Source organism: Bacteroidota bacterium (assembly GCA_016718825.1).
Lineage (GTDB): Bacteria > Bacteroidota > Bacteroidia > J057 > JADKCL01 > JADKCL01.
This window is the reverse complement of record JADKCL010000011.1, coordinates 18,512-41,703: the sequence shown is the minus strand read 5'-3', so window position 1 is coordinate 41,703 and position 23,192 is coordinate 18,512. Positions and strand designations below refer to the sequence as shown.

Genomic DNA, 23,192 nt, shown 5'->3' with positions numbered 1-23,192 from the left:
AACATGAAAATTACCTGGAGTGATTTTTGGTCTGTCTGTCGCGACATCATTTTGCCCGAGTCGTGGACGGTGATATGGAGCGTGATCGTGTATGGTTTTCTGGGAATCTTGGTGACGATATTGATCTTGGTGCTTGGATCCCGCTACAAGGTTTTTACGCGCATTCCCAAATACTACAACTGGGCAGTGAAGCTGTACATTCCGCTCGTGATCCTCGGCACGGTCTATTTTGCCCTTCAGATCGGATTTTTTCGAGGCATCTACAAAGTGATGCACAATGAAGCTCCGGTCATGACCGACGGTATCTATGGGCTCACAGTCGACCAGCTGTTTTCATCCCAGGCGGAAAAGGATGCCTATCTCAACGATCTCAAGGTGCTTGCGGCCACGTACAGCCATTCCAGTTCCGAGTTTGCCGAGCATTTGAAAGCCGACATCGTGAACAAGTCCGTCGGGGTAGGTCTTTTGGATCAGGCGAAAAATGGCGCAGCATCTTGGCTGATCGACACCTTCAAGGATGATATTTTCAGTGCGGTAGTTTTTGGAGCGCTGTCCATGGCGGGAGAAAAGGCGGGTGTCTCCGAAGGGCTTTCGTGGTCGGAATCGAGCAGGGTGGTAGATCTGCTGATGCAAACCCAGGCCGCGCAATTGGAAGTGGCCATTCAGAAGAAGCTCAACGAAACATTGGAAAGCATCTTCTACAAGCAATATTCCAAGTACAGGACGGCCTCCATCGGCATGTGGTTTTTGATCGTTTGCCTCGTTCCGATCATTGAATTCGCAATCTACAAACGCTATCTCGAGCCCAAATTTCTGCAAAAGCAAGCCGAGGCCGAACGCCTGAAGACTTTGGAGGCGATGCCGGAGGCTTAGTCCTTGGACTTTGTGGGCGTGATCAAATAATACCCGCAAGTCGTCCAGAAATTCCGCACCCAGGGGATGGCCGCAATGAGACCAAACTGTTTGCGTGGCTTCAATTTGAATTTGTACTTGTAGATCGGGTTGATCAAGTACAGCAACTTGTTGCTGATTGTGTAATCGGTTTTGCCGACGATTCGCTCAAACCGTTCCAAAGAAATGCCGGTGTCGTGCACGTCCATCAACTCGTTCACGGTCGGTTCGCTTTCGCCGAAGAGTTTGAGCAAGCCTTTATACATTCCTCTTGGACAAAGATGCAGCCAAGGCATTTTCCCGAGTTTGGTGCGGCAGATTTGCTGATGCCCCCCGAAGGGCATTTGCCAAGGTGGAAAGCCGAAATAGATTTGTCCGCCGGGTTTGAGATAGGTTTTCATGAATCCCATCAACTTCTGTTGGTCGGGGATATGTTCGATCACATCCTTGAGGAGGATCAAATCAAACTGACCCCTGAATTCGGTCTCGAAGGTCGGGTCGTAAATATTCTTCGAAATAATGCGGCAATTGCCTTCGTCGATATAGCTTTTGAGAAACTCTGCCGCCAAGACGGCCCTTGAATCGCTCAATTCGACGCCGACGCCTTTGCAGCCGCGCTCCAAGAAAGCCAGCAAAACTCCGCCTTCGGCGCAGCCGATTTCCAATACATTGAGGCCCGGCAAAACAGGAAGCACCTGCTCGATGAATGGAATCACGTATTCGGCAGCATTTTCGCGCTGCATCTGGAAATACAATTCCTTGTTGGAATGAAAATGAATCGCCATCAGGCCACAAAGATAGGGTTTACCGTGGATGGTTTTTAGAATGAGAAATTAGAAATTAGAAATGAAAAATGAAGTTCAGCGTAGCTAGATGAGAAGCAACTGCGTGGCAACTGCGAAGCACATCACGAAGACCTTTGAAACGAACACCCCTGAGTAATCGTGTCAGCAAATGAAAAGCAAACGGCGGACTCCTTTGAAAGTTGGCCACATTGAGCCATCGCCTCATCAAATGTCAAACACGAGTGTTTACCAACTAAGTGAACTCAAAACTTCAACCCCAAGATCATTTCTCATTTCTCATTTCTAATTCCTCATTCCCCGCCGTTTCCCGCATTTGCAGTGCTGTTGCAAATTCGATGGCGTAGCGGGCACAGTCTTTGGGCTGATCGAGAAATGGGCAATGAGCGAAATGATCGGGTTCGGCAATCTCGGCATGTGCCGGGAGATGCTGCTTGAAAAAGTTGACTTGGCTGCCCATGAGCGTATCCGCTTTTCCCCAGATGAAAAGCGTCGGGGATGGGATTCCAGACAATTCCTCGGGTTGTAGCAGGATCTCAGGGGTCACGCTGCTCAGCAGCTCATGCACATGGGGGTGCAACAGGCGGTTGCGCACAACGTTTTCAACGAGCCGACGGTACCAAGGTGCCTTTGTCACAAGCATGTTCAGAAACCGCCGCACGTCTTCGCGGGATTCGGTGCGGAATTTGCCCTTGAAGACAAACAATTCGCGGAGGCTGAGTTGCGCCCCGCCAGGGCTGTAGAGTACGATGCCTTTCACCATGGCAGGATTGCGATTCGCATACCGAATCGTCGCAAGTCCCCCAAGGCTATTCCCGAGAATGATAGCGGGCTCTTTCAGCATCTGATCAAGTCCGCGGGCAAAGGTGTCGAATGTCGGGCCTGATTTCATCCCCTCAATCGGCGGTTGACTCCTACCGTGGCCGGGCAAATCAGGGACGATCACCTTGCTGAAGTGCTTGCGGAGCGTGCTAAACATGGGAGCAAGGTCGGTAGCGTCTCCACTCAATCCATGGATCACCACCACGGGAGGCAATTTTCCTCTCCCTGTGGCAGTATAATAATGCTGCCACGAACCATTCGCCTCCACCAATTCCCGTTTGAAACCACTGATCCTGATCGAGGTGTCAAATGCCCTTGTGATCAGACTAAAAAAATTCAATGCCATATCCTCTTTCCCCAGCCCTGAATTTAAAGCTTTTTCAGAGCATTCTACCTAAAACCGCCCCAAAAATGACCAGAATCAATGTTCTCGCTCTCACACTCCGCACTCACACTGCGCAGCCCTACCACCAGATGGAAAAGTCCACCGCAAAATGGTCGCTCAAGTCTTCGTGATTCTTGCACCAAGGTTTGCGGATGCTCCGCAACACCCGCGTCATCTTCTTGGCCGGCTTCGAATTGTGACGGTAAAAAACATAGTCAATCACTTCAAACCGCTCATTGCCCCAATTGCGCAGGTCATTGGGATAGACGTCGCGAGCGCCTGCCACCTGAATGTCGAGTGGGCCATCTTCCACATCCAGCGATGCCAGCATGTCGTTGTAACTTTCCTCCTGGTTTTTGGCGGTGTTCATATCCCCGCAAACGATTTGTGGCACACCGGGTCGTTGATGCCGATCCAACATCGCGCGCATGTCGCGGTACTGCGTGTGGCGGGTTGCGTGCGGACCGGCAGCTTGCAAATGCGTTCCTAAAACCTGGAACGTTTGCCCCTCGTAATCGCCCTCGAGCAACAAAGCTCCTTTTCGGGCAAAACAGTCAGCGATCCCGTAGCACTGTGTGAATTTGACCTCTTCCAGTTGCCGGAGCTTGATTTTGCTCAAAACCCAGATCCCACTGCTTGTCTTGATTCCGCCTTGATTATTCGCCGGACCATATTCAAACGGGAATGCACCGTTGAGGTACTTGCGAATGATATGGCGGGCATCGCTGAGGAAGGCCTCTTGAAACACCAACACTTGGTAGTCACTTGCTTTGAGTTCCTCGGCGATGTGGTAGGCGCGGGTGCGTTTGCCGGTGATGTGCACAAAGCGCGGCAGCATGAAAATGTTCCATGACAGGATGCGCAACGGCTGTGCCGTCGTGTCCTGAACAGCCGGTGCCGCCTTGGCCGGAGCCAAGGAGGTGATGTAGAAAATGAGCAACAGCGAGCAGAGAGAGGTGGTGATTTTATTCATGAAGCCCGGAAGAATCAAAAAACGTCCGCTGAAGTTGGGAAAGAAAGCGTGCGGTTTCAGTAGACCGTCAAGATCACCCATGCTCGCAAAAGGAATCTTGATGGTGATGGACATCGCACACATTGGAAGAGATACCGAGAACGGGGTGGCGGTTGCACCGCCTCCACAAAAAAACCAAGGCCCCGAAACTGAATCCGAGGCCCGGCTAAATTCAAACTGCTTCTATTGAGGTGTCTCGAAACGCGAGACTGACGGTAGACAGTCTTAGCGGCTGAATGCGATGCGTGTCGCTTTGATTTCGCGGAGTTTCTCCTCGATCAGACGCCTGTCGGGCGTTGTGCCTTTTTTGGTGGGGTGATCGGTTTTGATTGGATCCGAACCTTCGTGTGCCATTCCCATTTGATCCTCCATTTTTTAGATGAACAAAGCAAAATTGCTGCGCCTGTGGTTGTGTACGGAGGTCCGGACGTTGAGTTGGGAGGTTGTAAGGAACGGAATGTCTTTGCTTCGAATGAACGCGAAATCGGGACTGCGAATGCGCAATTTGAGGCGGAATTGGTCGATGTCTTTCTGATGAAGTTTCTTTCGGGGCGAAAGAGACACCGATCAAAACAGGCTACCCTGCTGCCCGTAGGTATGTGCCTGCTCGTGCTGCAACAGCCACTTTTTGCGCCAAAGTTCGCCGGCGTAACCGGTAAGGTCACCATTGCTGCCGATCACGCGATGGCAGGGAATGATGATCCCCACCGGATTTTGACCATTCGCAGCACCCACTGCCCGAATCGCACCTTCGTTTTTCAAAGCCAAGGCGACATCCTTGTAGCTGCGCGTCACCCCAAACGGGATTCCCAAAAGCGCATTCCAAACCGAAACCTGGAAATCCGTTCCTTTCGGCCGCAGCTTCACATCAAATGTTTTTCGGTTTCCTTCGAAGTATTGCTGCAACTGCAGCGCGCATTCGACCAATTCCTGCGGTACTTCCTCGCTTTGCCCCGGATCCGATTCGACAAAACTGACTGCGGAGACGCCGGAAGCATCGCCTTCAATTTTGAGATAGCCGATTGGGCTGTGGAGGGAGGTGAATTGCATTTTGAATCTTGATGGATCGACCGCAATTTTCAAATTAATACGTTCAAATATCATTTGAAATTAGACTTCAATGCTCCATTTCCGCTCGGCAAAGTCCCGTATTCCTTCGATTTATTGTAAAATTATTCAGCCGGCACCCACCCCATAATGTACCAGCAATCGGCCTCTTTTCTACATGCTCGAAACCTGATTTAATTCAATTGAAGGATTCGCCGAAATTTCTTGTCCATACTCCGGCGATTAATTTTCCATTTTGAAAATTCGATTGGGGGTATCAAACAGAAGGCGACCTCCCCTCGTTTCCATTTCCCCCTCATTCCTAACGATCAGCGTCCAATAAAAATAATTACCAGCCTTTTCAGGATTTAGAGTATCCTCCTGTGCCTTCGCACTGAAAGCGAATAAAAGGAGAACCAATCCGATTCCAATCCGTCGAACCATACCTCATCCTAACGAATCTTCCCTACGATTTCGTACGCACCGCCCACCAATATTTCAGCCAAACTTCCTTGGAGGTGATCGCCGCAATGCACCATCCGCGCCATCCGTCGAGAAAACCCATGCGAAAAACAAACATTTGCAGGAACCGCCAAGTCGGACTCGTCAGCGCATTGAACAACAAGCCGAGTTTTCCCTTCTTGCTGAGTTTGTCGGCGGCAAGCCTTGCGTAACGTTTGGCGCGCGTGCGATGCTCGGCGACCGTGTAGTAGGTGTAATGCAACAAATCGCCGGGCAAGTGGTGAAGTGCCAACCGACCATCGGGCCGCAATTCCTCGTGAACGAATTTGCCGACCCATTTGGCTTGCCCCTTGGGAAACAGCCTGACCTTTGCATCGGGATACCATCCGCCATGGCGGATCGGCTTGTCGCAGTAAAAAGCCAATCGGTTGAAGCTGTAGGCACCCGTCAATTCACCCTTGATCGACAGCAACGAAACCCGCAAAATCGGGCTGATCGCTTCGTCGGCATCGATGGACAAAATGTAGGAATAGGAGGCAAGATCATTCCCGAGATTTTTGGTTGCCGCGTAGCCCAGCCAATCCTGATCGATCACCCGCGCACCATATTCGTTGCAAATCTCGACGGTGCGATCCGTTGAATGTCCGTCGAGCACCAATATCTCGTCGGCAATGCCTTGCAAGGAGGCCAAACAACGCCCGATGTTGCGTTCCTCGTTAAACGTAATGATGACTGCTGAAATCATTTTTTGAGTTCAGAGTTCAAAAGGCAGGGTTCCGACTGTCTCCTGAACGCTGCCTTCCGAACTCATTTCACGATGATAAGTCCAGTTCCGGCAAGCATCCTGCCAATGGGGCGTGGCGCTGCGGGGAGGTTGAGGGTATTGGCAAATGCTTCGAATTCGGCAGCGTGGGCCGGGTCGACGGCCACGAGCAGGCCTCCGCTTGTTTGCGGATCTGCGAGCAAGTCGCGCACCTCGGGCGCAAGCGCCTCTACGCGGTGGCCGTAGCTGTCCCAGTTGCGCTTGGTGCCGCCAGGCACGCAACCTTGGGCAATGTATCCCGGCGCTGCCGGAATCTTGGGCACCGCATCAAAATCGATTTCGGCATGCAAGCCTGCGCCCAGGCACATTTCGCTCAGGTGGCCGAGCAGCCCGAAGCCGGTCACGTCCGTCATCGCATGGATATAGGGCAACTTGCCAAAGGCAGCGCCCGGTTTGTTGAGGGTGGTCATGAGTGCCACGATGGTGGCGAGGTCGAGGTCATTGATGAGGCCACGTTTTTGGGCGGTGCTCATCGCACCGATGCCGATGGGCTTGGTGAGGTAGAGGATGTCGCCCGCCTTGGCGGTGTCGTTGCGCTTGAGGTTGGGCAGGTCGAGGATGCCCGTTGCCGCGAGACCGAAGATCGGTTCGGGGCTGTCGATGCTATGTCCGCCTGCGAGGCTGATGCCTGCTTCGCGGCAAATGGAGCGGCTGCCTTCGAGCACCTGTGCGGCGACCTCTTCCGGAATCTTGCCGACGGGCCATCCCAGGATGGCAATGGCGACGAGCGGCGTGCCGCCCATGGCATAGACGTCGGAAAGCGCGTTGGCGCTGGCAATGCGCCCAAAGTCGTAGGGGTCGTCGACAATCGGCATGAAGAAGTCGGTGGTGCTGATGATGCCCGTTCCGTTTCCGAGGTCGTAAACGGCTGCGTCGTCGCGGCTGTCATTGCCGACCAGAAGACGGGCATCGGGCATCGGTGCGATCGTCGAATGCAAAATTTTATCCAGAACTGCCGGCGCGATTTTGCAGCCGCAACCTGCGCCGTGGCTGAACTGGGTCAGCTTAACACTGCTTTTCAACATCTCCATAAACTCCAACTTGTGTAAAAGTGGAAAAACTCCAGCCTCAAAGTTACGTAAAGGTTGCTAGTTTAACTTTTGCAAAAATCAACCCGAAGGAATATGAGTGCCATCATCGTCAGGTTTCAGTTTTCGGATTTCAAGGCCAATGAATTGATTGATTTCCTCAAAGCGCGTTATGGCGGCGGGTTGAATTACATTGCCGAAGGCACAATTTTGATCGATACCTTCGATTCTGCAGATGAGCTTTTTGTAGAATTGCAACCTTTGTTTACCTTTGACGACAAGCTTTTTGTTGGTGAGCTGAAGGACTTCAAGTCCTTGCACAAGGTGAGCCGCACGAAGCCTTCGATACATAAGTTGGCGATGTAGCCGACTGTTTTTCCAAACTCGTTTTTTTTCCAACACCCCAAATAGATGCCCCGGCTTCGCTCGAATGCCGGGGCTGTTTTTTTAGTCGGTGTTCTTTTTTGGCCACGAAGACACAAAGGCACGAAGTCATCAAAAAAAAGGCACGAAGCAGATTTCCCGCTTCGTGCCTTTTGTATTTCTGAAAACCTTGCTTAGTGTCCTGCAGGTGCCTCGGCAACCGGCGCGTCGGCCACGATGCCGTGGCGCTTGTTGAACTCGGCGATGCCACTGTTGAGGAAGTCGATATAGTTTTTGACTTTCAAGTCAAAGCCTTTTGGCGCTACCATGGCCTTCTCATCGTGGTCCATCAACACATACAAAGGCTGCGCGATTGTGCCGAAATAATGGCTTTGGTAGTCCACCACCCAGTCGCCAACTTTCCTGATTTTGCTGCCATTGAATCCAGTGATCACGGAATCGAGCCTCGTTTCATCATCCGCATAAAGGGAAACCATCACAAATTCATTCAGCAACAATTTGCGCACTTGGTCGTCGGGCCAAACTTGTTGCTCCATCTTGCGACAGTTGGCGCATGTATGCCCGGTGAAGTCCACAAACAGAGGCTTGTTGACCTTCTTTGCAAATTCCATGGCTTGCTTCAAGTCATAGAACATGCAGAATCCATGGGCTTCGTTTTCGATCCCGATTTGGGCATTGATGCGTTCGGTCTTGCAAATTTGGTCGTTGATCGTGCCTTCTTCGGCGAATTGATGCGGCAACAATTTTACCCCGATTTCTTTGTTCATCGGTGGAATCAATCCCTCCATCATCGGAAGCGGACCGCCCCAAAGGCCGGGGATCAAGTACACGACAAAGCTCATCACGGCAATCGACATGATCAGACGCGGCACCTTGATGTTTTCCTTCTTTTCATCATGTGGCAGCAAGATCCATCCGAGGAAATAGAAGGTCAGGAAGAGGAAAATGACGATCCAAATCCCGATGAAAATCTGACGGTCGAGCAATCCCCATTGCATGACTTGGTCGGCATTGCTGAGGAATTTCATGCAAAGCGCCAATTCGAGGAAGCCGAAGACCACTTTGACGGTGTTCATCCATCCGCCGGCCATCGGCAGCTTTTCCATGAGTTTGGGCAGCATGGCCATCAAGCCAAACGGAATGCCGAAGGCAAATCCGAAGCCGAGCATGGCCGCAAAGGGTTTCCAGCCGCATTCTGCACCTTGTGTCGTCTGTACCAAGGCGGCGCCGAGGATCGGACCGGTGCAAGAAAAGGACACGATCACCAAGGTGAGTGCCATGAAGAAGGGGCCGAGCAATCCGCCGGCTGTGGCTTTGTTGTTGGCGGCCGTGCTCCAGCGGCTTGGCAGGGTGATTTCAAACATGCCAAGGAAAGAGAGCGCGAACGCAAAGAAAATCCCAAAGAAGATCAGGTTCGGAATCGGATGGCTTCCCAGAATGTACAAAGCCTTGCCGCCGAAGATCACGGAGATCAAAAAGCCGACAAAACCGTAGATGAAGATGATCGAACCGGCATAGATCAAGCCGTTGCGGATGCCCTTGCTGCGGTTTTCGGCGCCTTCGCCTTGTTTCACAAAGAAGCTCACCGTCATCGGAATCATCGGAAACACGCAAGGTGTCAGGATGGCGATCAGGCCGGCGAGGAAGGCAATCAAAAAGCTCGACCAAAGTGTGGAAGGACTGCAGTCGGCAATTTCGTCGCCCGGTCCTTCTGGGGTAGAAGCGGAAGCCTTGGGCAACCAAGCGGCTTCTTTGATGCCCTTGTCTTTGTAGTATTCGGTGATGACGCTGTCGAGCCAAGACTTGAAGCTGACCGGATCAGGGTTGAATCCCATGGAGGAGCCGTAGGAAACACCTTGGGGATCTTGGAATGCGAACAAGTGCGGTGCAATTGTCCCATAGGTTTTGCTCTGATAGTCAATAACAAAATCGCCAAGTGTTTTGGCAGGGGTACCATCGGAAAGTTTAAGTCCTCCCGTTTCCTTCGTTTGGTCATCCCCCCAGAGATTCACGATGACGACACGGTTTCTAAGGATGGAATCCACGGCCGGGTTGGGAAACACTTGGCTTTCCATTTTCTTCGTGCTTGCAGAGGTATGGCCGGTGAAATACAGCAACAGCGGCCTTCCGACTTTCTCCGCATACTTCCTCGCTTGCTCCAAATGGGCAAATCCACAGACACCAGTTTCACCATTGGTCATCGATAGGTCCGGGAAAAATCTGTTTTGCGCCTTGATGTTGTCGCTCAAGGTTTTGGTGCTGTCGTAGGGCTTGAAATCGAAGCTTGGCATGGCGCCGACTCCAGAAAGGGTATCATTCGAAGCGGTCAATGCAGAATCGACACCCGGCTCGACCACGGCACCCGTGCCACAGGCTTTGGCTTTGATGCGCCATTCGATGGGCAACTTGAGGAATTTGCACATGCCTTCCTCGGTGCAGGTCTGCGAAGAAAATTGACCGACCAAAACCACGTCGGGTCCGGTGATTTCCAGCTTCTGCGTAAAATCGACCTGCTTTTCATGAAAGCTGCGGATATAACCACCCATCAGCTTGTCATCGACTTCGTCGGCTTTGTGGTTTTCAGACATCGCGCCCTTGAGCTTGATGCCTTTGCTCTCGTCCATGAAGATCTCCAACATCGTCGGATTGTAGGCAATGTTGCCATCCGTCCGCGAAGAGTAGAGATGCCATCCGTCGGTATTGATTTTGCCTTTGAAGGTGAAGGTGACCACATCGCCTACGCAAAGTTCCTTCGGGACCGCCGTGACCAAGGCAAATTCGGCCTCGGTGGTGAACTTGTCCTTGCCATTGAACGCCGGCATCTGCGCGGAAAGCCCGAACGCAGAAATTAAGAATCCGAGCAGGAGGCCCGATTGGAGCAAGATTTTGGAGAATGGTGTCTTCATGCGAGAGGTTGCAATCATCTTATTCCTTGGCTTTTGCTTCGAATTTTATTTCGGCTGTGAGGGGAATGCATTTTTCGTCGTTGCAGGCCATGTAGTCAAAGAAGCCTTCGAGCAGGACCTCCTTTTCGGTGAGTTTCATTTCCTGCGAAAAGACAACCACACCTTTATAGTACCGCACCGTACCGTTCATGATTTCATCAAATGCCTCGATCAGGCCACCTTTTTCTTCCAGCTTGGCTTCGGTTTCAAATCCGCGGCTTGTGATGTCCCAACCCAAAACCGCGGGTTGATAGGCACCGTCTTCGCTCGGAATCGCCGAATAAACATGCCAACCCGCCTTGGGTGTAGCTTCGATCGTGAACTTTGCCTTGCTGCCGACTTTGAGTTCGGATCCTTCCTCCATGCTGAATTTCAGGGTCGCGGCTTCACTTTCGACCTTCTTTTGCGCTTGAAGGGCGGTAACAAGGGAAAGCGTCAGCATCAAAACGAATGCGAATTTCGGAGTTTTCATCTTCAGGATTTTAGTCCAAAACCAATTCAAACATCAGGCCAAAAGGCTTTCCAGGAGTTTGCTGCCTTCGAGGTTGCCCAACAAATTGTCGGCGGCACGCTCGGGGTGGGGCATCATTCCAAAGACATTCCGGCCTTCGTTGCAGACACCTGCAATCTCGTTCAGGCTGCCATTCGGGTTGAATTCCGGAGAAGAAAAGCCTTTTTCGTTGCTGTAACGGAAGATGACTTGGTCGTTGCCTTCGATTTTCTTAAGGTCTTCTTCGGATGCGTAGAAGTTGCCTTCGCCATGCGCGATCGGAATCTTATAGCCTTTGGTGGGCATCAGCTTCGCAGTCAAAATCGTGTTTCTCGTTGCCGGGCGAATGAAGACATTCTTGCAAATGAAGTTGCAGGAAGTGTTGCGGATCAATGCGCCGGGCAAGAGGCTTGCCTCGGTCAAAATCTGGAAACCATTGCAAATGCCCATCACATAACCGCCCTTTTTGGCATGGGCAGCGACTTCGTTCATGATCGGGGAAAACCGCGCAATCGCTCCCGAACGCAGGTAATCGCCGTAGCTGAATCCTCCGGGAAGGAAAACAAAGTCGCAACCTTGGAGATCATGGTCCTTGTGCCAGAGTTCGACGACGCGCTGACCGAGATTGTTGCGCAATGCATAGACCAAATCAGCGTCACAATTGCTGCCAGGAAAAGTAACAACACCAAATTTCATGCGGAAATGCGTTTTTTGAACTGAATCGGTAAAAGTAAGGAAAGTGGATGAGTTTGGGAAGCTCGCGGCGGACAAAGGAGGGTTTCCGTGTCTTGTGCTGACATTTTGCTACCAAAGGGCCGCGATGCCAATCCAATGCGTTCAGCTTTCCTCATCGGTAATAGATGCGGTAGCTCCGATCATCGACGGTCACCAAACGCGCTTCATACGGCGCAAAAAGGATGGGAATCTGTTCCCGCAACATCGGGAAAAGATCCTTGGGGTCGATGATATATTCTGGAAGTTCGTCTTGAAAACCGCGATAGGTTTCCACGAGGCTTTCCGTATGCGAAATCAGGCCCGTTTCCGTGTGTGCGCGGAAGGCAGCAAGCTTGTATTTGGCCATCGAAAAATTGGTGTAGCGTGTCGCACAGGGCAAGCCCAGGCGCGCATAGATGACCGGCTCATAGTCCATGACCAAAATGCCATTTTGGACCCGCGACTTGTCGATGTATTGCTCCAGCGGATGCGGTTTGTTGAGGCGCTGCCTGAAACCATCGACCCAGCCATTGGGCTCCAAGTATTCATCCGCCTGATTGAACGTCTCCGGAAAGGCGCTGATCAGGAAGATGCCAAAAGTGTACATCGGAACCGCCATGGCGGCGATAAATGCCAGTTGCCGCAGCCAAGGACTGATGCGCATTTCGAAGAACTTGGAAGCATAAATGGCAATGGGCGGCACCATCAAGTAGAAATAATGCAGATACAAACGTCCACCGCCGATGACCACCGTGAGCAACGCTGCACCAAACCAATACAACAAAAACACCTCAACCTTGCGCAGGCGTATGCTGTTGGTGAAATAGCTCAACCGGAAATGGGCTGCTGCAATCAAGGCTGCAAGCAAAAATGGTCCCCAGAGTTGCACGTATTGGCCGAGATTGAAGAGAACTGAAGAATCGTCGCTGTCGTCATGCCCGATCATCACGTAGTCCAGATTGTAAAGCAATCCGATATCCCAATAAGCTTCGATGGCGCCCGTAAGGTAGATGATGCCGATCGTGATCCCCAATGAAAGCAGGAATCCGGCCAAAATCGAGAAGATCTCCGTCAATTTCGGGGGTTGCAGGGTCAAATAGCCGCCGATGAGTCCCAGAAACAGGAATACCGACTGGTATTTGATCATGAAACAGAGTCCCAGCAGCGCACCGGACCAAAACAAAAAGACATTGTTTTTCGAACTTCGGTCGGAGAGGTTCAAGATTTGGAACACGGCGACCATCACCGGAAGATTGATCAGCAATTCGCCATTCAATTCCTGGGCATACCACGGTACCGACGTGAGAAAAATGTAAAGAAACGCCGGCAACAATGAAAACTTCTCAATCAGCTTGTTGTCAACCACAAATTGGTTGAGCATGATGGCTGTGATAAAGACATAAATTACCGTAAAGACCCGAATGGCGATAATGGCTTTGCTGGCAAATACCCAAACGAATCCGGCATACAACCAAACGAGAATCGGAGGTTTGTTGTCCCAAGTGTCGACGTATTGCACGCCGCCATCGACGATTTTCTGGCCACACGTGAGGTAGAAGCTTTCGTCTTGCTCAAAGTAGTTGGGATGAAACGAAGGCAATCTCACAGCCACCGTGATGAGAAACACCACGACATAGGCAAAAAGATGGTTGTATGAAAGCAGCCTTAGCATGAGCAAGCGAAACGCGAAACCAAATTAACCACGGAAAAGAGAGATAACCAACAATCCCTTAAAAAGCAGACGTTCCATCGCGGCAATGCACGGTGGAACGTCTGGATGATTTACCCGAAGGGTAACTTAGAGGACTTTCTCAGCTTTGTAGCGCTGGTCGATGACCTCTGCATTTTCACGCATTCCCTGGAACAGCGCATTGACGGTTGCTTCGCCCTTGCTTTGCTTCAAAGTCTGTGCAGTGAACATTTTGATCATGTCTTCCAAAGGTGCTGGTTCGCGGATGCCATCAAGCTTCACCACAAACACGCCCGAGTTGCCTGCAATCGGCGCACTGACAGCGTTTTGCTTCAAGCCAAATGCGCGGCCGACGACTTTAGGCTCATTGCCAAGACCGCTCACCTCGCTGGAAGACATGTGCAAGTCACGTGCCGTGCCGGTGGTTGCGCCAGGGCCATAGCTTGCTGCGATGGCTTGGATGTCGCTGCCTTTGAGTTTGGCTTTGATCTGCTTTGCTTTAACCGCATTGCGCACAGCCATTTCAAATTCCATGGTTTCCTTTTGGCTTTCCATGGTAGCATAACCCCTTGCGCCTTTGTATTCGACTTTGGCAATCACAAAAGCATCTTCAGCTTCGATCAATTTTTGCGTGATGGCATCTTTGTCGCTGTTAAATGCCCAAGCGATCACGGCGCGTCCGGCTGCGACACCTGGCAAGGTAAAGGTACCTGGGCCGACGTTGCCGCTGCTCAAAGTCACAGCGTCAGGGTATTTGGCAGTCAGCGAATCCATGTTGCCGCCGGCAAGCACGTCGCCATGGAACAAAGATGCACGCTTGAAGATCGAGTCATTGGTTTCGGTACCCGAATGCACCTCGCGGGTGATCGTGGCAAAGCTGTACATCTTGTTGCTGCGATCCTGCAACTCGACAACATGGTAGCCACCTGCCGAGGATGTTACAAAAAGGTCACCTGGTTTGTGGGATTTCAAACCTGCTGCAAATACGTCGCCAGCAAAGTTTTCTGCCCTCCATCCGAGGTCACCGCCAGTCATTTTGGACTGTTGATCGTCGGAGGATTCCATCACCACTTGGCCGAACTTGGTGCGGTCAGCAGCTACAATTCCCAACAAAGAGTCTGCTTTGCCTTTGGCACGTGTGCTGTCTTCCTTGGACTGCGCTTGGAATTGCACGAAGATGTGGCGCAACTGAACGTTGGCATTGGCACTGTCTTGCTCGACTTTGACGACGCGCAACAACTGGAAACCCGTGGTGCCGACGATCGGTCCGACGACCGTATCGGTACGTCCACCGATGGCGGAAAGCGCAGCTGGCAATTCAGCCAATGGCTTCGCAACGGTGTCCATGGTGCGGTCATCAGAGTTGGTTTTCGCAAATTGGAACGCTGTTTCGCTGTTGCGGAACTCGGTGATCAATTTGTTAAGATCGGCAAGCGCCTTGCTGCTGTCAGCGGCACTCGGGCGGATCTTGAAGAAGGTGTACTTGAAACGTGCAACCTCTTCAGTCAAACGATAGGATTCGCGGTGCTTGTTGTAGTAATCGTTGCGATCAGCATCCGTGACGGTCACTTGCTCGTCAGCAATGCTGGCGTAAGGCACATAAACATAGCTGATGTCGGCAGCACGCTGCTGATTCTCATAGCTCACCTTGATTTCATTGTCAGAGACCAAGGCGCTGCCTTTGATCGCCGACTGCCATTTGTTGCTTTGGCGATCCAAGCTCAAGATGTTGCGGAGATCGAGCAATCCCAATTTCCATTTCACCCAGTTAGGATCGGTGCGCGGGTCATTGATGTCGATTTCATCGGCGCGTTGAAACACCAACGGCACCATGCCGGGATTGTACTGACCCAAGCTGTCGGCAAAATAGCCTGACTGCTGCACATAAGGATGGTAGATTTTGCCGGTAAACATCATCATCAGCTCGTCGTCGCTGACGCCGATGCCTGCCTCGGCCCACTCGCGTGAGTAATAAGCCTCGCGCACCAAGCTCTGCCAAGCCTGCTCCTTCAGCTGATATTGCTCGGCTGTGGTGGAGGCATTGGGGTTGTTGCGTTGTGCCAGCTCAAACTTGCCATCATAAGCTTGGTAATCGATGTCGCTGCCATTGACCTCACCGATGGTGTTGTCTTGGCTGGGACCAAAGTTGTCGTATACACTGCTGAAGATGAAAGCGAAGAGCGAAAGCGCGATGATACCAATCACCAAACCTACGTTGTCGCGAATTTTCTTTAGAACGGACATATTGCTAGAAAACTAATTTACGCGTAATTCAATCGTCGTTGAAAATAGGGGTGCAAGTTAAATTGATTCTCCCTAAAACCAAAATGTGAAAAAGTGGTGACACATTCATCCCAAATTAAAGGATCCGCTCCAGTTGGATGATGTTGAGCTTGTTGTCGGAGGCATCCGTAATCACGAGTCTGAAGCCTGGAATTTCGACGGTTTCATTCACTCCCGGGATAGCCTCCAAGTGGTGAATGATCAGCCCTGCCAATGTGGAATAGTCTCCATCGCCTTCGGGTAGGCCGAGATTCCAACGTTCGTTCAAGTCCTCAACCTCATGTCGCGCACTCAGCAACCAAGTGTTTTCGTTCATTTGTTTGGCCAACAATTCCTCTTCCTCCGGCTCGTCATGCTCGTCTTCGATGTCGCCAAAAACGACCTCAACCAAATCCTCGACCGTGACAATGCCTTCTGTGCCGCCAAACTCGTCCACCACCACGGCAATCGTCTTGCGGTGCTTGGTGAATTCCGAAAGCAGCAGGTTGGCAGCCATGGTTTCGGGCACCATCAAGACCGGTTGCAGGATGTCGACAATTGCCTTGGGGCGCTTGAACAATGCGCTGTGATGCACAAAACCCAAAACTTCGTCCAAGCTGTCCTTGTAAATAATCACCCGCGAATGGCCCTGCTCCACAAAATAGTCCAGCAACTCATCGATGGAGGAGTCAACTTGCATCGCACTCAATTCCGTGCGCGGAACCATAAATTCCTTTACGCGCACCTCGTTGAAGGTCATGGCGTTGGTAAACATTTCCTCGTCGATTTCCGGCTTGTCTTCGGAATCTGTCTCCACATTAAAGGTTTGCTGCAAATAGAAACTCAAATCCTCTTTGCTGAAGACCAATTCCTCTTCTTTGTACTTCAATCCCAGGATGCGTCGCAGGATGAATCTCGCGCAGGCATTGATCGCCACCACAAACGGGGCCAAAATCCGCACATAAAACTGCAACAATTTGGCGGTGACGCCGTGAAGCATGATTTGGTCGGCCTTGAGCTTGAAAAATGCCTTTGGGAGGAATTCGCCAAAGTAAAGGATCACCAAAGTCGCGATGCTCGTCTCCACGAGCAACATCAAATAAGGCTGCCGCACCGGATCGATCCAGTTCAAACCCGAGGAGATCGAGCCTGAAAGTCGCCCCATCGCAATGCCATACAGGACCAACGAGACCGTGTTGCCCACCAAAATCGTCGATAGCACACGTGGGGTTTGTTTGACAAAGCTTGAAAGCAAAATTCCGACCTCGTCGCCTTGGGCGCTTTTGAGCTCGATTTTCAGTCGGTTGGCGGAGAGAAATGCCGTTTCGATTCCCGAAAACAATGCCGAAAACAACAGCATCACTACGATCAAGACAATATCAATACGAAACGCCAACGGCGGCCGCGAGATAAAGGTATTCAATGTAGCGTATCACAATTCCTCGTCTTTGACATTGACCGATCCCGTGATGCCGAAGATCTTGTATTCCGTGAAGTCTGTATTGGAATCCAAACTGTCGCCGTAGATGATCTCCGTGGCGGTATGAATCATCACCGGCCGCGTCACGCGGTTGTTTTTGATGGTCGGCTTTGCTTTGATGCGGTTCTTGATTTTGTTCCAGTAAAGTGTGTCCGCAGTGAGCCGGTCTCCCTTCGAATTGAGCATCACCACGTCACCGTAAAGCAAGGCATCGTTGAATTGGTTTTTGAAAGTGCCATGTTTGGAGGTCAACTCGCTTTCCTTTTGTCCTTCTTTGGTATAGAAGATCATGTGTAGCCCTTTGTCAAAAATGCGAATGTCTTGCCCGTTTTCCGTGGCCTCGATGGCATGCGGAGCCTCCAATTCGGCTTGCACAACCGCATCCTCAGAGAACACAAACCGCACTTGAAAGGCTTCCTTGGTGGGCGTGGTTTCATCGAATAGCTTCAAATGCGCCTCTTCCTCCTTGGAGCGGGTGCATCCGAGAAGGCAAAAGATCAAGAGGAATAATCCGAGAAGGGTTCTCATAAACAAGGTGACAAAGTTACGAAATATCTCAATCTCCATGCTCAAAGCCGTCGCGCCCACCTGCAAGTTCGTCCCAGCGAACCGCGGTAAAAACTTTCCCGATTTCATAATGGCGCATCAACATGTCTCCCAGAAGATATTCGCCTGTAATCAGTCCCGTTTTGGTCACGATTTGCAATTCGCCTTCGACCTCGATGCCGGGTTGTGCCGTATTGTGCCAGAAAAGGTCGGATCCTTCAATTTGCGAACTGTCCTCGCATTCCCACAAAAAGTCACGAAAGCTGATCAAATCATAAGGCGGAGCTGTCACACCTTCGCGTGATTTGAAATGTGCCAACCGTTTGCCGTGTTTGTCATTTGCAACAAGCACAAGGCTGTCCAGAAAATGAATGGTTGCCGTTGAATCCGGCCCTGTCTTCAGAAGCCTGCCGATTTCCACGTTCAATTCGAGCGAATCCAAACTAGAATGCCAGACTATTTGGCCAGCACCAGCCGAAGTCGGGTTGCCTGCCCCAGCCTTGCTGTCGGCCTTCTTTTGGCAAGCCACGAGCACCAACGCCAACAAAGCCAAAAGGCAGCCAGCGCGTGAAATAGATTTTGAAGAAGGATTCCCGAATGCCATGTCTTTCAATCACAACGTGATTCGCCGCAAAATACGATATTTGGCCTGAAATCATGAAACCGAAAGCATGGATCTGAAAACAAGGCTGCGCAGCCGCGCCCAAGAAATCTGGCAGGAAACGGTCGACATCCGCCGTCGCATCCATGCCCATCCCGAATTGGCATTCGAAGAATATGAAACAAGTGCCCTCGTCAAAGCCCAATTGACAGCAGCGGGAATCGCTTTCCAGGAAAATATTGCCCAAACGGGCGTGGTAGGCTTTGTCGAAGGCGGTCTCGGGGCCGGAAAAACCATCGCGCTCCGCGCCGACATGGATGCCTTGCCGATCCTCGAAACCAACAATGTGCCCTATGCCAGCAAATTTCCTGGAAAAATGCACGCTTGCGGTCATGACGTGCATACGAGTTCGCTGTTGGGGACTGCCCGTCTCTTGCAGGAGAATCGCGACCAGTTTGCCGGCACCATCAAGCTCATTTTCCAGCCCAGTGAAGAAAAACTCCCAGGCGGAGCCTCGGTCATGATCGCCGAAGGCGTGCTCGACAACCCCAAGGTGGCCTCCATCTTCGGGCAACATGTGATGCCCGGCATCGCAGCTGGCAAAATCGGCATGCGCCGCGGCATCTACATGGCGAGTGCCGACGAAATCTACCTGCGCATCAAAGGCAAAGGCGGCCACGGCGCCATGCCCCAAGCCTGTATCGACCCGGTCGCCATCATGGCGCAGATCCTCACATCCTTGCAAACAGTGGTGAGCCGCATGGCCGATCCGCGACTGCCTTCGGTGCTGACATTCGGGAAGGTCATCGCCAACGGCGCGACCAATGTGATCCCAGGCGAGGTTTATCTCGAGGGCACTTACCGCTGCATGGACGAACCGCAGCGCGCCAAGGCGCATGCCATGATCGAGAAAATGTGCGTCGACATCGCCCGCAGCATGGGTGGCGATGCCGAAATCGAAATCAAAAAGGGCTATCCCGTCCTCGTCAATGACGATGTGCTCGGCGCCCGCGCCCGCGAATGGGCCGAGGCCTACGTCGGCGCCGAAAATGTCGAGGACCTCGACCTGTGGATGGCCGCCGAAGACTTTGCTTGGTACACCCATCAAGTTCCGGGTTGCTTCTATCGCCTCGGCACCCGTGACGAATCCCGTGGCATCGTCCATGGCGTGCATACCCCGCAGTTTGACATCGACGAATCGGCCCTGAGCCTCAGCACAGGCCTCATGGCGTGGTTGGCCATCCAGGAATTGCAGCATGGCTGAACTTGAGCCCCAAAACATCCGCCAGATTTTGGTGATTCAAACGGCCTTTATCGGGGATGCGATCCTTGCGACGGCCGTCTTGGAGAAGCTGCATGCCCATTATCCGGAGGCGGCCATCGATTTTTTGGTGCGCAAGGGGAATGAGAGCCTGTTTGTAGGCCATCCGTTTTTGCGGAGTGTTTTGGTGCGCGACAAAAAATCAGGCAAGGGCAAAAGCTTGTGGAAGGTCCTGCGAGCTGTCAGGCAACAACGCTATGATGTGGTGGTGAACCTCCACCGCTTTGCCAGTTCGGGGATCATTGCGGCATTTTCGGGCGCAGGCCATGTTTGTGGATTTGACAAAAACCCATTCGCTTGGCGGTATGACTGCAAGGTGCCGCATGTCATCGGAACGCAACCCGGCAGTCCGCATGAAGTGGAGCGCAACCAATCGGTGATCGCCCACCTGACGGATGCGAATGCAGCAAAGCCTAGGCTTTATCCTTCGCGAGACGACTTTGATGCCGTCCGTAACGACGCACCTTATATATGTATTGCGCCGACGAGCGTTTGGTTCACCAAACAATGGCCGGCCGAGAAATGGGTGGCGCTCATCCAAGCGATCGAACCGACGATAAGCATTGCATTGTTGGGCGCTGCAACCGACCGCGAAGTTTGCGAAAGCATCGCGCAGGCGAGCGGGCATCCGCAGGTGCGTGTGTTTGCGGGCAAGCTCTCGCTCCTGCAATCGGCCGCGCTGATGCGCGGGGCCATCATGAACTATGTGAACGACAGCGCGCCGATGCATCTCTGCTCCGCGATGGATGCGCCGGTGACGGCGATTTACTGCTCGACCGTGCCTGAATTTGGATTTGGACCGCTGAGTACGGTGAGCCGTGTGGTGGAAACTGCGGCGTTACTTGACTGCCGCCCCTGCGGGCTGCATGGGTTTAGGGATTGCCCCAAGGGGCATTTCAGATGTGCGGAGATTGCTGTGGACAGCGTGAAGTCAGTGTGAGCACGCTTTCAGTGTGAGATTGAGTGTGAGAGCGAGGATGAGGCTAGCGCCTCATCGACCCATCCCACCGCCGCCACCTGCGCGGCCTTTTTCTTCGTCAAGTCCTGTGCTGCGCTTGCGGTTTTTCACGGCGCTGTTGCCAAACATGTAGGTGAAATTGGCTTTGATCTGACGGCTTTCCCATCCGCCGCTGCCTCTGGAATACAATCCGCCGTACTGCATGTCGCCGCTCCATTGCATGGTGTAGAGCACGTCGCTCAAAGTCAATTTCAAATTCCCTTTGCCTTTGAAGAAGCTTTTTTGTGCGCCGATGTCGATTCCCCAGAAGTCATTCGTGCGGAAATTGGCGCCCCAAATGCCAGGGCTGTTGTAAAATCCGCCGAGTTGCGCGGAGAAGTCTTTGGTGATCTTGAAGTTGCTCTGATGGAACACCGACGCCGAACTGCGCTGAATGTCGATCACCTTGCCCACACCAAAGTCGGCGCGTTGCCTGATGGTGTAGGCACTGACATTGGTGTAAGTGCTCCACCATTTGGTGATGTTGAAGGGGTAGCTGACGTTGATGGTGGCGACCTCTTTGGTACTGAGATTGTCGGTCGTGAGGAAGTTGCGGATCGACTCCACGGTATCGATGACTTCGGTAAAAAAGTCGGTCGTTCGCGCGTAGGAAACGCTGGTGTTCAAGGTGTAATTGAAGGTATGGCTCAACTCGATGTTGTGGGTGTACTGCGGCTTCAGGAAAGGATTGCCTTTCATGTAGCTCAATTCGTCGAGTTTGAACTCAAACGGGTTCAAGTTTTGGTACTGCGGCCGGTCGATGCGACGGCTGTAGGTCAGGCTCAGCGAATTCTTTTGATTTACGTCATACGTTACCCCGCCCGAAGGGAACAGGTTGAGGTAATGGCGCTCCACCGTATTGTCATTCGTAGGAATCAAGGCCATCAATTCTCCCTTCGAATTGGTTTGTTCTGCGCGCAAACCTGCTTGGAAGGCAAATTTTTTGATTTTTGTCTGGTAGTTGATGTAGGCCGCATTGACATTTTCCGTGTAGTCAAATGTATTCGTCCGGAAAGAATCGACTTCCTCCACGCCTCCGATCAGGTTGAAAAAATCGTAGATATTGTTGGTTTTGACGTAGGTGCCTTTGGCACCAAATCCCAGCTTTCCTTTCAAAAATGGGCGTTCGTAGTCCACTTTCAAGGTTGCAATGTCGATGTTGGAAGGGGCGTTGCTGGTAAATGATCGGTCGACTTGCAAAATGGTCGTGTCTATCGGATCGAGGTAGCGGTTAGGCTGATAGATGTCGTTGAAGATGCGAAAAAGGCCGTAGTCAGCATCGACACTTAACGTCACTTCATTGCCGCCGTCATACCGATAGTTGAGATTGTAGTTGAGGTTCGTATTGCCGCCGTCGGTTTCCGTGCGCGCTTCGAGCAAGCTCGTGGGAATGCCGGTGTTTTCGGGCGCGATGAAGGTCGAGGAGGTATTGGTGCCGATTGTCTTGGAAATGAATCCGGAGGTCAAAACGCCAATCGTGCTCTTTTTGCCTGCAAAGAAGTCGATGCCGGCGCGGAAATTGTGGTTCTGGTAGTCGTCGATCATTGATGTGTATTGATCGAAGGATGTTGCGCTCTGCACGCGGTAAAAGTCCATCCAATTCCGGCTTTTCCCCGTTGCGAGGCTATAGGAGCCAAATGCGTTAAAGTGTTTGTTGCGGTAGTTGGCACTGATGGAGCCGTTGTATTTGTTGAACATGCCGCGGGCATAGCCGATATCCACCGTGGCATTGGCGCCGAGGTTTTTGTCGCGCTTCATTTTGATGTTGATGATGCCTGCATTGCCAGCTGCGTCAAACTTCGAACTCGGGTTGGTGATGATCTCAAAGGATTCGATTTGATTGCTTTGGACGCTTTTCAGGAAGTTGGCAAGGTCTTTGGCGCTCAAGGGTGAGGGTTTGCCGTCAATGTAGATGCGCAAGCCGCTTTTGCCGAGCAACATGATGTTGTCGTTGTTGTCGATCACCACGCCTGGCGCTTTGCGCAGGAGGTTGAAGGCATTCTCTCCGATGGCGTTGGGGGTGTTTTCGACATTGAAGACCAGCATGTCAGGCTTCACGGTCACGAGCGGACGTTCGGCTTGGATCTGCACTTCATTTACCGTCGTGCCAACTTCGGCCATTTTGAGGCTTGGGCGCTCGAGTTGTTCGCCTTCGGCAAAGGCAAATGGCGCACTTGTATCAGAGGCGTAACCCGTGAATTGCGTCTTGAGCCAATAGTTCCCCGCTGGAATCGGCGTCAGGATGTAGCGTCCTTCTTCGTTGGAAAATCCAGCCTTGACCATGGAAGAGTCTTGCGTCGAAAACAGCAAAACATTCGCAAATGGCAGCGGATTTCCCTCGGCATCCAAGACGATGCCGCTGATTTGACCGGAAGATTGAGCAAAGGAAAACGTCGTAATGCCCATCAAAAGGGCAAACAAAAAAACGCGTAAAGTTGAAACCATGACGAACCTGTGGGCGATTTTAAAAATTGCAACGAACCATTAGA

The 23,192-nt window shown here is 51.9% G+C and carries 20 protein-coding genes; 4 read left to right on the top strand and 16 right to left on the bottom strand.

Features of this window, described 5'->3' with window-relative positions; all coding sequences use genetic code 11:
* Positions 1–3: 3 nt before the first annotated feature.
* Positions 4–873: a hypothetical protein gene (locus tag IPN95_14135; protein MBK9450514.1), complete on the top strand. Its 870-nt coding sequence runs from the start codon at positions 4–6 to the stop codon at positions 871–873.
* Here the strand turns inward: IPN95_14135 and IPN95_14130 are convergent.
* The 7 genes from IPN95_14130 to selD all read right to left on the bottom strand — a co-directional run bounded on the left by IPN95_14130 (position 870) and on the right by selD (position 7,270).
* Positions 870–1,676 carry a class I SAM-dependent methyltransferase gene (locus IPN95_14130; GenBank protein MBK9450513.1) on the bottom strand — a complete coding sequence of 269 codons (807 nt, stop codon included), beginning with the start codon at positions 1,674–1,676 and terminating at the stop codon, positions 870–872. The genes IPN95_14135 and IPN95_14130 overlap by 4 nt on opposite strands.
* Positions 1,677–1,959: 283 nt before the next feature.
* The gene (locus IPN95_14125; GenBank protein MBK9450512.1) at positions 1,960–2,862 is read right to left on the bottom strand and encodes an alpha/beta hydrolase; all 903 of its coding nucleotides are present in this window, start codon (positions 2,860–2,862) and stop codon (positions 1,960–1,962) included.
* A gap of 118 nt (positions 2,863–2,980) precedes the next feature.
* Positions 2,981–3,874 (bottom strand): endonuclease/exonuclease/phosphatase family protein, encoded by an 894-nt coding sequence (locus IPN95_14120; GenBank protein MBK9450511.1) that lies wholly within the window; start codon positions 3,872–3,874, stop codon positions 2,981–2,983.
* Positions 3,875–4,138: 264 nt separating this feature from the next.
* Positions 4,139–4,285, bottom strand: a complete 147-nt coding sequence (locus IPN95_14115) for a hypothetical protein (protein MBK9450510.1) — start codon at positions 4,283–4,285, stop codon at positions 4,139–4,141.
* A 195-nt stretch (positions 4,286–4,480) separates the two neighbouring features.
* A complete protein-coding gene (locus tag IPN95_14110; GenBank protein ID MBK9450509.1) occupies positions 4,481–4,963 on the bottom strand; it encodes a methylated-DNA--[protein]-cysteine S-methyltransferase in 483 nt (160 codons plus the stop codon).
* 463 nt (positions 4,964–5,426) lie between these two features.
* Positions 5,427–6,167 carry a glycosyltransferase family 2 protein gene (locus IPN95_14105; GenBank protein MBK9450508.1) on the bottom strand — a complete coding sequence of 247 codons (741 nt, stop codon included), beginning with the start codon at positions 6,165–6,167 and terminating at the stop codon, positions 5,427–5,429.
* A gap of 62 nt (positions 6,168–6,229) precedes the next feature.
* Complete coding sequence (gene selD / locus IPN95_14100) at positions 6,230–7,270, bottom strand: selenide, water dikinase SelD (protein ID MBK9450507.1); 1,041 nt, start codon at positions 7,268–7,270, stop codon at positions 6,230–6,232.
* Positions 7,271–7,369: 99 nt separating this feature from the next.
* Between selD and IPN95_14095 the strand changes: the two genes are divergently transcribed.
* Positions 7,370–7,639 (top strand): hypothetical protein, encoded by a 270-nt coding sequence (locus tag IPN95_14095; protein MBK9450506.1) that lies wholly within the window; start codon positions 7,370–7,372, stop codon positions 7,637–7,639.
* Between the two features lie 191 nt (positions 7,640–7,830).
* Here IPN95_14095 and IPN95_14090 read toward each other — a convergent pair whose 3' ends face one another.
* The 8 genes from IPN95_14090 to IPN95_14055 all read right to left on the bottom strand — a co-directional run bounded on the left by IPN95_14090 (position 7,831) and on the right by IPN95_14055 (position 18,388).
* Positions 7,831–10,563, bottom strand: a complete 2,733-nt coding sequence (locus tag IPN95_14090) for a thioredoxin family protein (protein ID MBK9450505.1) — start codon at positions 10,561–10,563, stop codon at positions 7,831–7,833.
* A gap of 19 nt (positions 10,564–10,582) precedes the next feature.
* Complete coding sequence (locus IPN95_14085; GenBank protein MBK9450504.1) at positions 10,583–11,074, bottom strand: hypothetical protein; 492 nt, start codon at positions 11,072–11,074, stop codon at positions 10,583–10,585.
* Between the two features lie 33 nt (positions 11,075–11,107).
* Positions 11,108–11,788, bottom strand: coding sequence for a phosphoribosylformylglycinamidine synthase subunit PurQ (gene purQ, locus IPN95_14080; GenBank protein ID MBK9450503.1), 681 nt, complete (start codon positions 11,786–11,788; stop codon positions 11,108–11,110).
* Between the two features lie 151 nt (positions 11,789–11,939).
* Positions 11,940–13,478, bottom strand: coding sequence for a hypothetical protein (locus IPN95_14075; protein MBK9450502.1), 1,539 nt, complete (start codon positions 13,476–13,478; stop codon positions 11,940–11,942).
* A 126-nt stretch (positions 13,479–13,604) separates the two neighbouring features.
* Complete coding sequence (locus IPN95_14070) at positions 13,605–15,740, bottom strand: SurA N-terminal domain-containing protein (GenBank protein ID MBK9450501.1); 2,136 nt, start codon at positions 15,738–15,740, stop codon at positions 13,605–13,607.
* Positions 15,741–15,855: 115 nt separating this feature from the next.
* Positions 15,856–17,181: an HlyC/CorC family transporter gene (locus IPN95_14065; GenBank protein MBK9450500.1), complete on the bottom strand. Its 1,326-nt coding sequence runs from the start codon at positions 17,179–17,181 to the stop codon at positions 15,856–15,858.
* A 9-nt stretch (positions 17,182–17,190) separates the two neighbouring features.
* On the bottom strand, positions 17,191–17,766 hold the full coding sequence (gene lptC / locus IPN95_14060) for an LPS export ABC transporter periplasmic protein LptC (protein ID MBK9450499.1): 576 nt from the start codon (positions 17,764–17,766) through the stop codon (positions 17,191–17,193).
* A gap of 28 nt (positions 17,767–17,794) precedes the next feature.
* Entirely contained in the window at positions 17,795–18,388 is a 594-nt protein-coding gene (locus IPN95_14055; GenBank protein MBK9450498.1) for a hypothetical protein, read from the bottom strand.
* 67 nt (positions 18,389–18,455) lie between these two features.
* Here IPN95_14055 and IPN95_14050 point away from each other — a divergent pair, with 67 nt between their 5' ends.
* Together IPN95_14050 and IPN95_14045 are read left to right on the top strand one after the other, a co-directional pair.
* Positions 18,456–19,649: an amidohydrolase gene (locus IPN95_14050; GenBank protein ID MBK9450497.1), complete on the top strand. Its 1,194-nt coding sequence runs from the start codon at positions 18,456–18,458 to the stop codon at positions 19,647–19,649.
* Positions 19,642–20,646 carry a glycosyltransferase family 9 protein gene (locus IPN95_14045; GenBank protein ID MBK9450496.1) on the top strand — a complete coding sequence of 335 codons (1,005 nt, stop codon included), beginning with the start codon at positions 19,642–19,644 and terminating at the stop codon, positions 20,644–20,646. The genes IPN95_14050 and IPN95_14045 overlap by 8 nt, the downstream gene beginning before the upstream one ends.
* A 51-nt stretch (positions 20,647–20,697) precedes the next feature.
* Here the strand turns inward: IPN95_14045 and IPN95_14040 are convergent, their stop codons facing one another.
* Positions 20,698–23,148 (bottom strand): TonB-dependent receptor, encoded by a 2,451-nt coding sequence (locus tag IPN95_14040; protein ID MBK9450495.1) that lies wholly within the window; start codon positions 23,146–23,148, stop codon positions 20,698–20,700.
* Positions 23,149–23,192: the final 44 nt, after the last annotated feature.

What these genes read in the sequence shown, in the direction of transcription:
- selD (MBK9450507.1), bottom strand. Translation starts at nt 7,270, where the DNA reads ATGTTGAAAAGCAGTGTTAAGCTGACCCAGTTCAGCCACGGCGCAGGT.
- IPN95_14110 (MBK9450509.1), bottom strand. Translation starts at nt 4,963, where the DNA reads ATGCAATTCACCTCCCTCCACAGCCCAATCGGCTATCTCAAAATTGAA.
- IPN95_14045 (MBK9450496.1), top strand. Translation starts at nt 19,642, where the DNA reads ATGGCTGAACTTGAGCCCCAAAACATCCGCCAGATTTTGGTGATTCAA.
- IPN95_14040 (MBK9450495.1), bottom strand. Translation starts at nt 23,148, where the DNA reads ATGGTTTCAACTTTACGCGTTTTTTTGTTTGCCCTTTTGATGGGCATT.
- IPN95_14125 (MBK9450512.1), bottom strand. Translation starts at nt 2,862, where the DNA reads ATGGCATTGAATTTTTTTAGTCTGATCACAAGGGCATTTGACACCTCG.
- IPN95_14050 (MBK9450497.1), top strand. Translation starts at nt 18,456, where the DNA reads ATGGATCTGAAAACAAGGCTGCGCAGCCGCGCCCAAGAAATCTGGCAG.
- IPN95_14085 (MBK9450504.1), bottom strand. Translation starts at nt 11,074, where the DNA reads ATGAAAACTCCGAAATTCGCATTCGTTTTGATGCTGACGCTTTCCCTT.
- IPN95_14105 (MBK9450508.1), bottom strand. Translation starts at nt 6,167, where the DNA reads ATGATTTCAGCAGTCATCATTACGTTTAACGAGGAACGCAACATCGGG.
- lptC (MBK9450499.1), bottom strand. Translation starts at nt 17,766, where the DNA reads ATGAGAACCCTTCTCGGATTATTCCTCTTGATCTTTTGCCTTCTCGGA.
- IPN95_14055 (MBK9450498.1), bottom strand. Translation starts at nt 18,388, where the DNA reads ATGGCATTCGGGAATCCTTCTTCAAAATCTATTTCACGCGCTGGCTGC.
- IPN95_14115 (MBK9450510.1), bottom strand. Translation starts at nt 4,285, where the DNA reads ATGGAGGATCAAATGGGAATGGCACACGAAGGTTCGGATCCAATCAAA.
- IPN95_14135 (MBK9450514.1), top strand. Translation starts at nt 4, where the DNA reads ATGAAAATTACCTGGAGTGATTTTTGGTCTGTCTGTCGCGACATCATT.
- IPN95_14075 (MBK9450502.1), bottom strand. Translation starts at nt 13,478, where the DNA reads ATGCTAAGGCTGCTTTCATACAACCATCTTTTTGCCTATGTCGTGGTG.
- IPN95_14090 (MBK9450505.1), bottom strand. Translation starts at nt 10,563, where the DNA reads ATGAAGACACCATTCTCCAAAATCTTGCTCCAATCGGGCCTCCTGCTC.
- IPN95_14095 (MBK9450506.1), top strand. Translation starts at nt 7,370, where the DNA reads ATGAGTGCCATCATCGTCAGGTTTCAGTTTTCGGATTTCAAGGCCAAT.
- purQ (MBK9450503.1), bottom strand. Translation starts at nt 11,788, where the DNA reads ATGAAATTTGGTGTTGTTACTTTTCCTGGCAGCAATTGTGACGCTGAT.
- IPN95_14120 (MBK9450511.1), bottom strand. Translation starts at nt 3,874, where the DNA reads ATGAATAAAATCACCACCTCTCTCTGCTCGCTGTTGCTCATTTTCTAC.
- IPN95_14130 (MBK9450513.1), bottom strand. Translation starts at nt 1,676, where the DNA reads ATGGCGATTCATTTTCATTCCAACAAGGAATTGTATTTCCAGATGCAG.
- IPN95_14070 (MBK9450501.1), bottom strand. Translation starts at nt 15,740, where the DNA reads ATGTCCGTTCTAAAGAAAATTCGCGACAACGTAGGTTTGGTGATTGGT.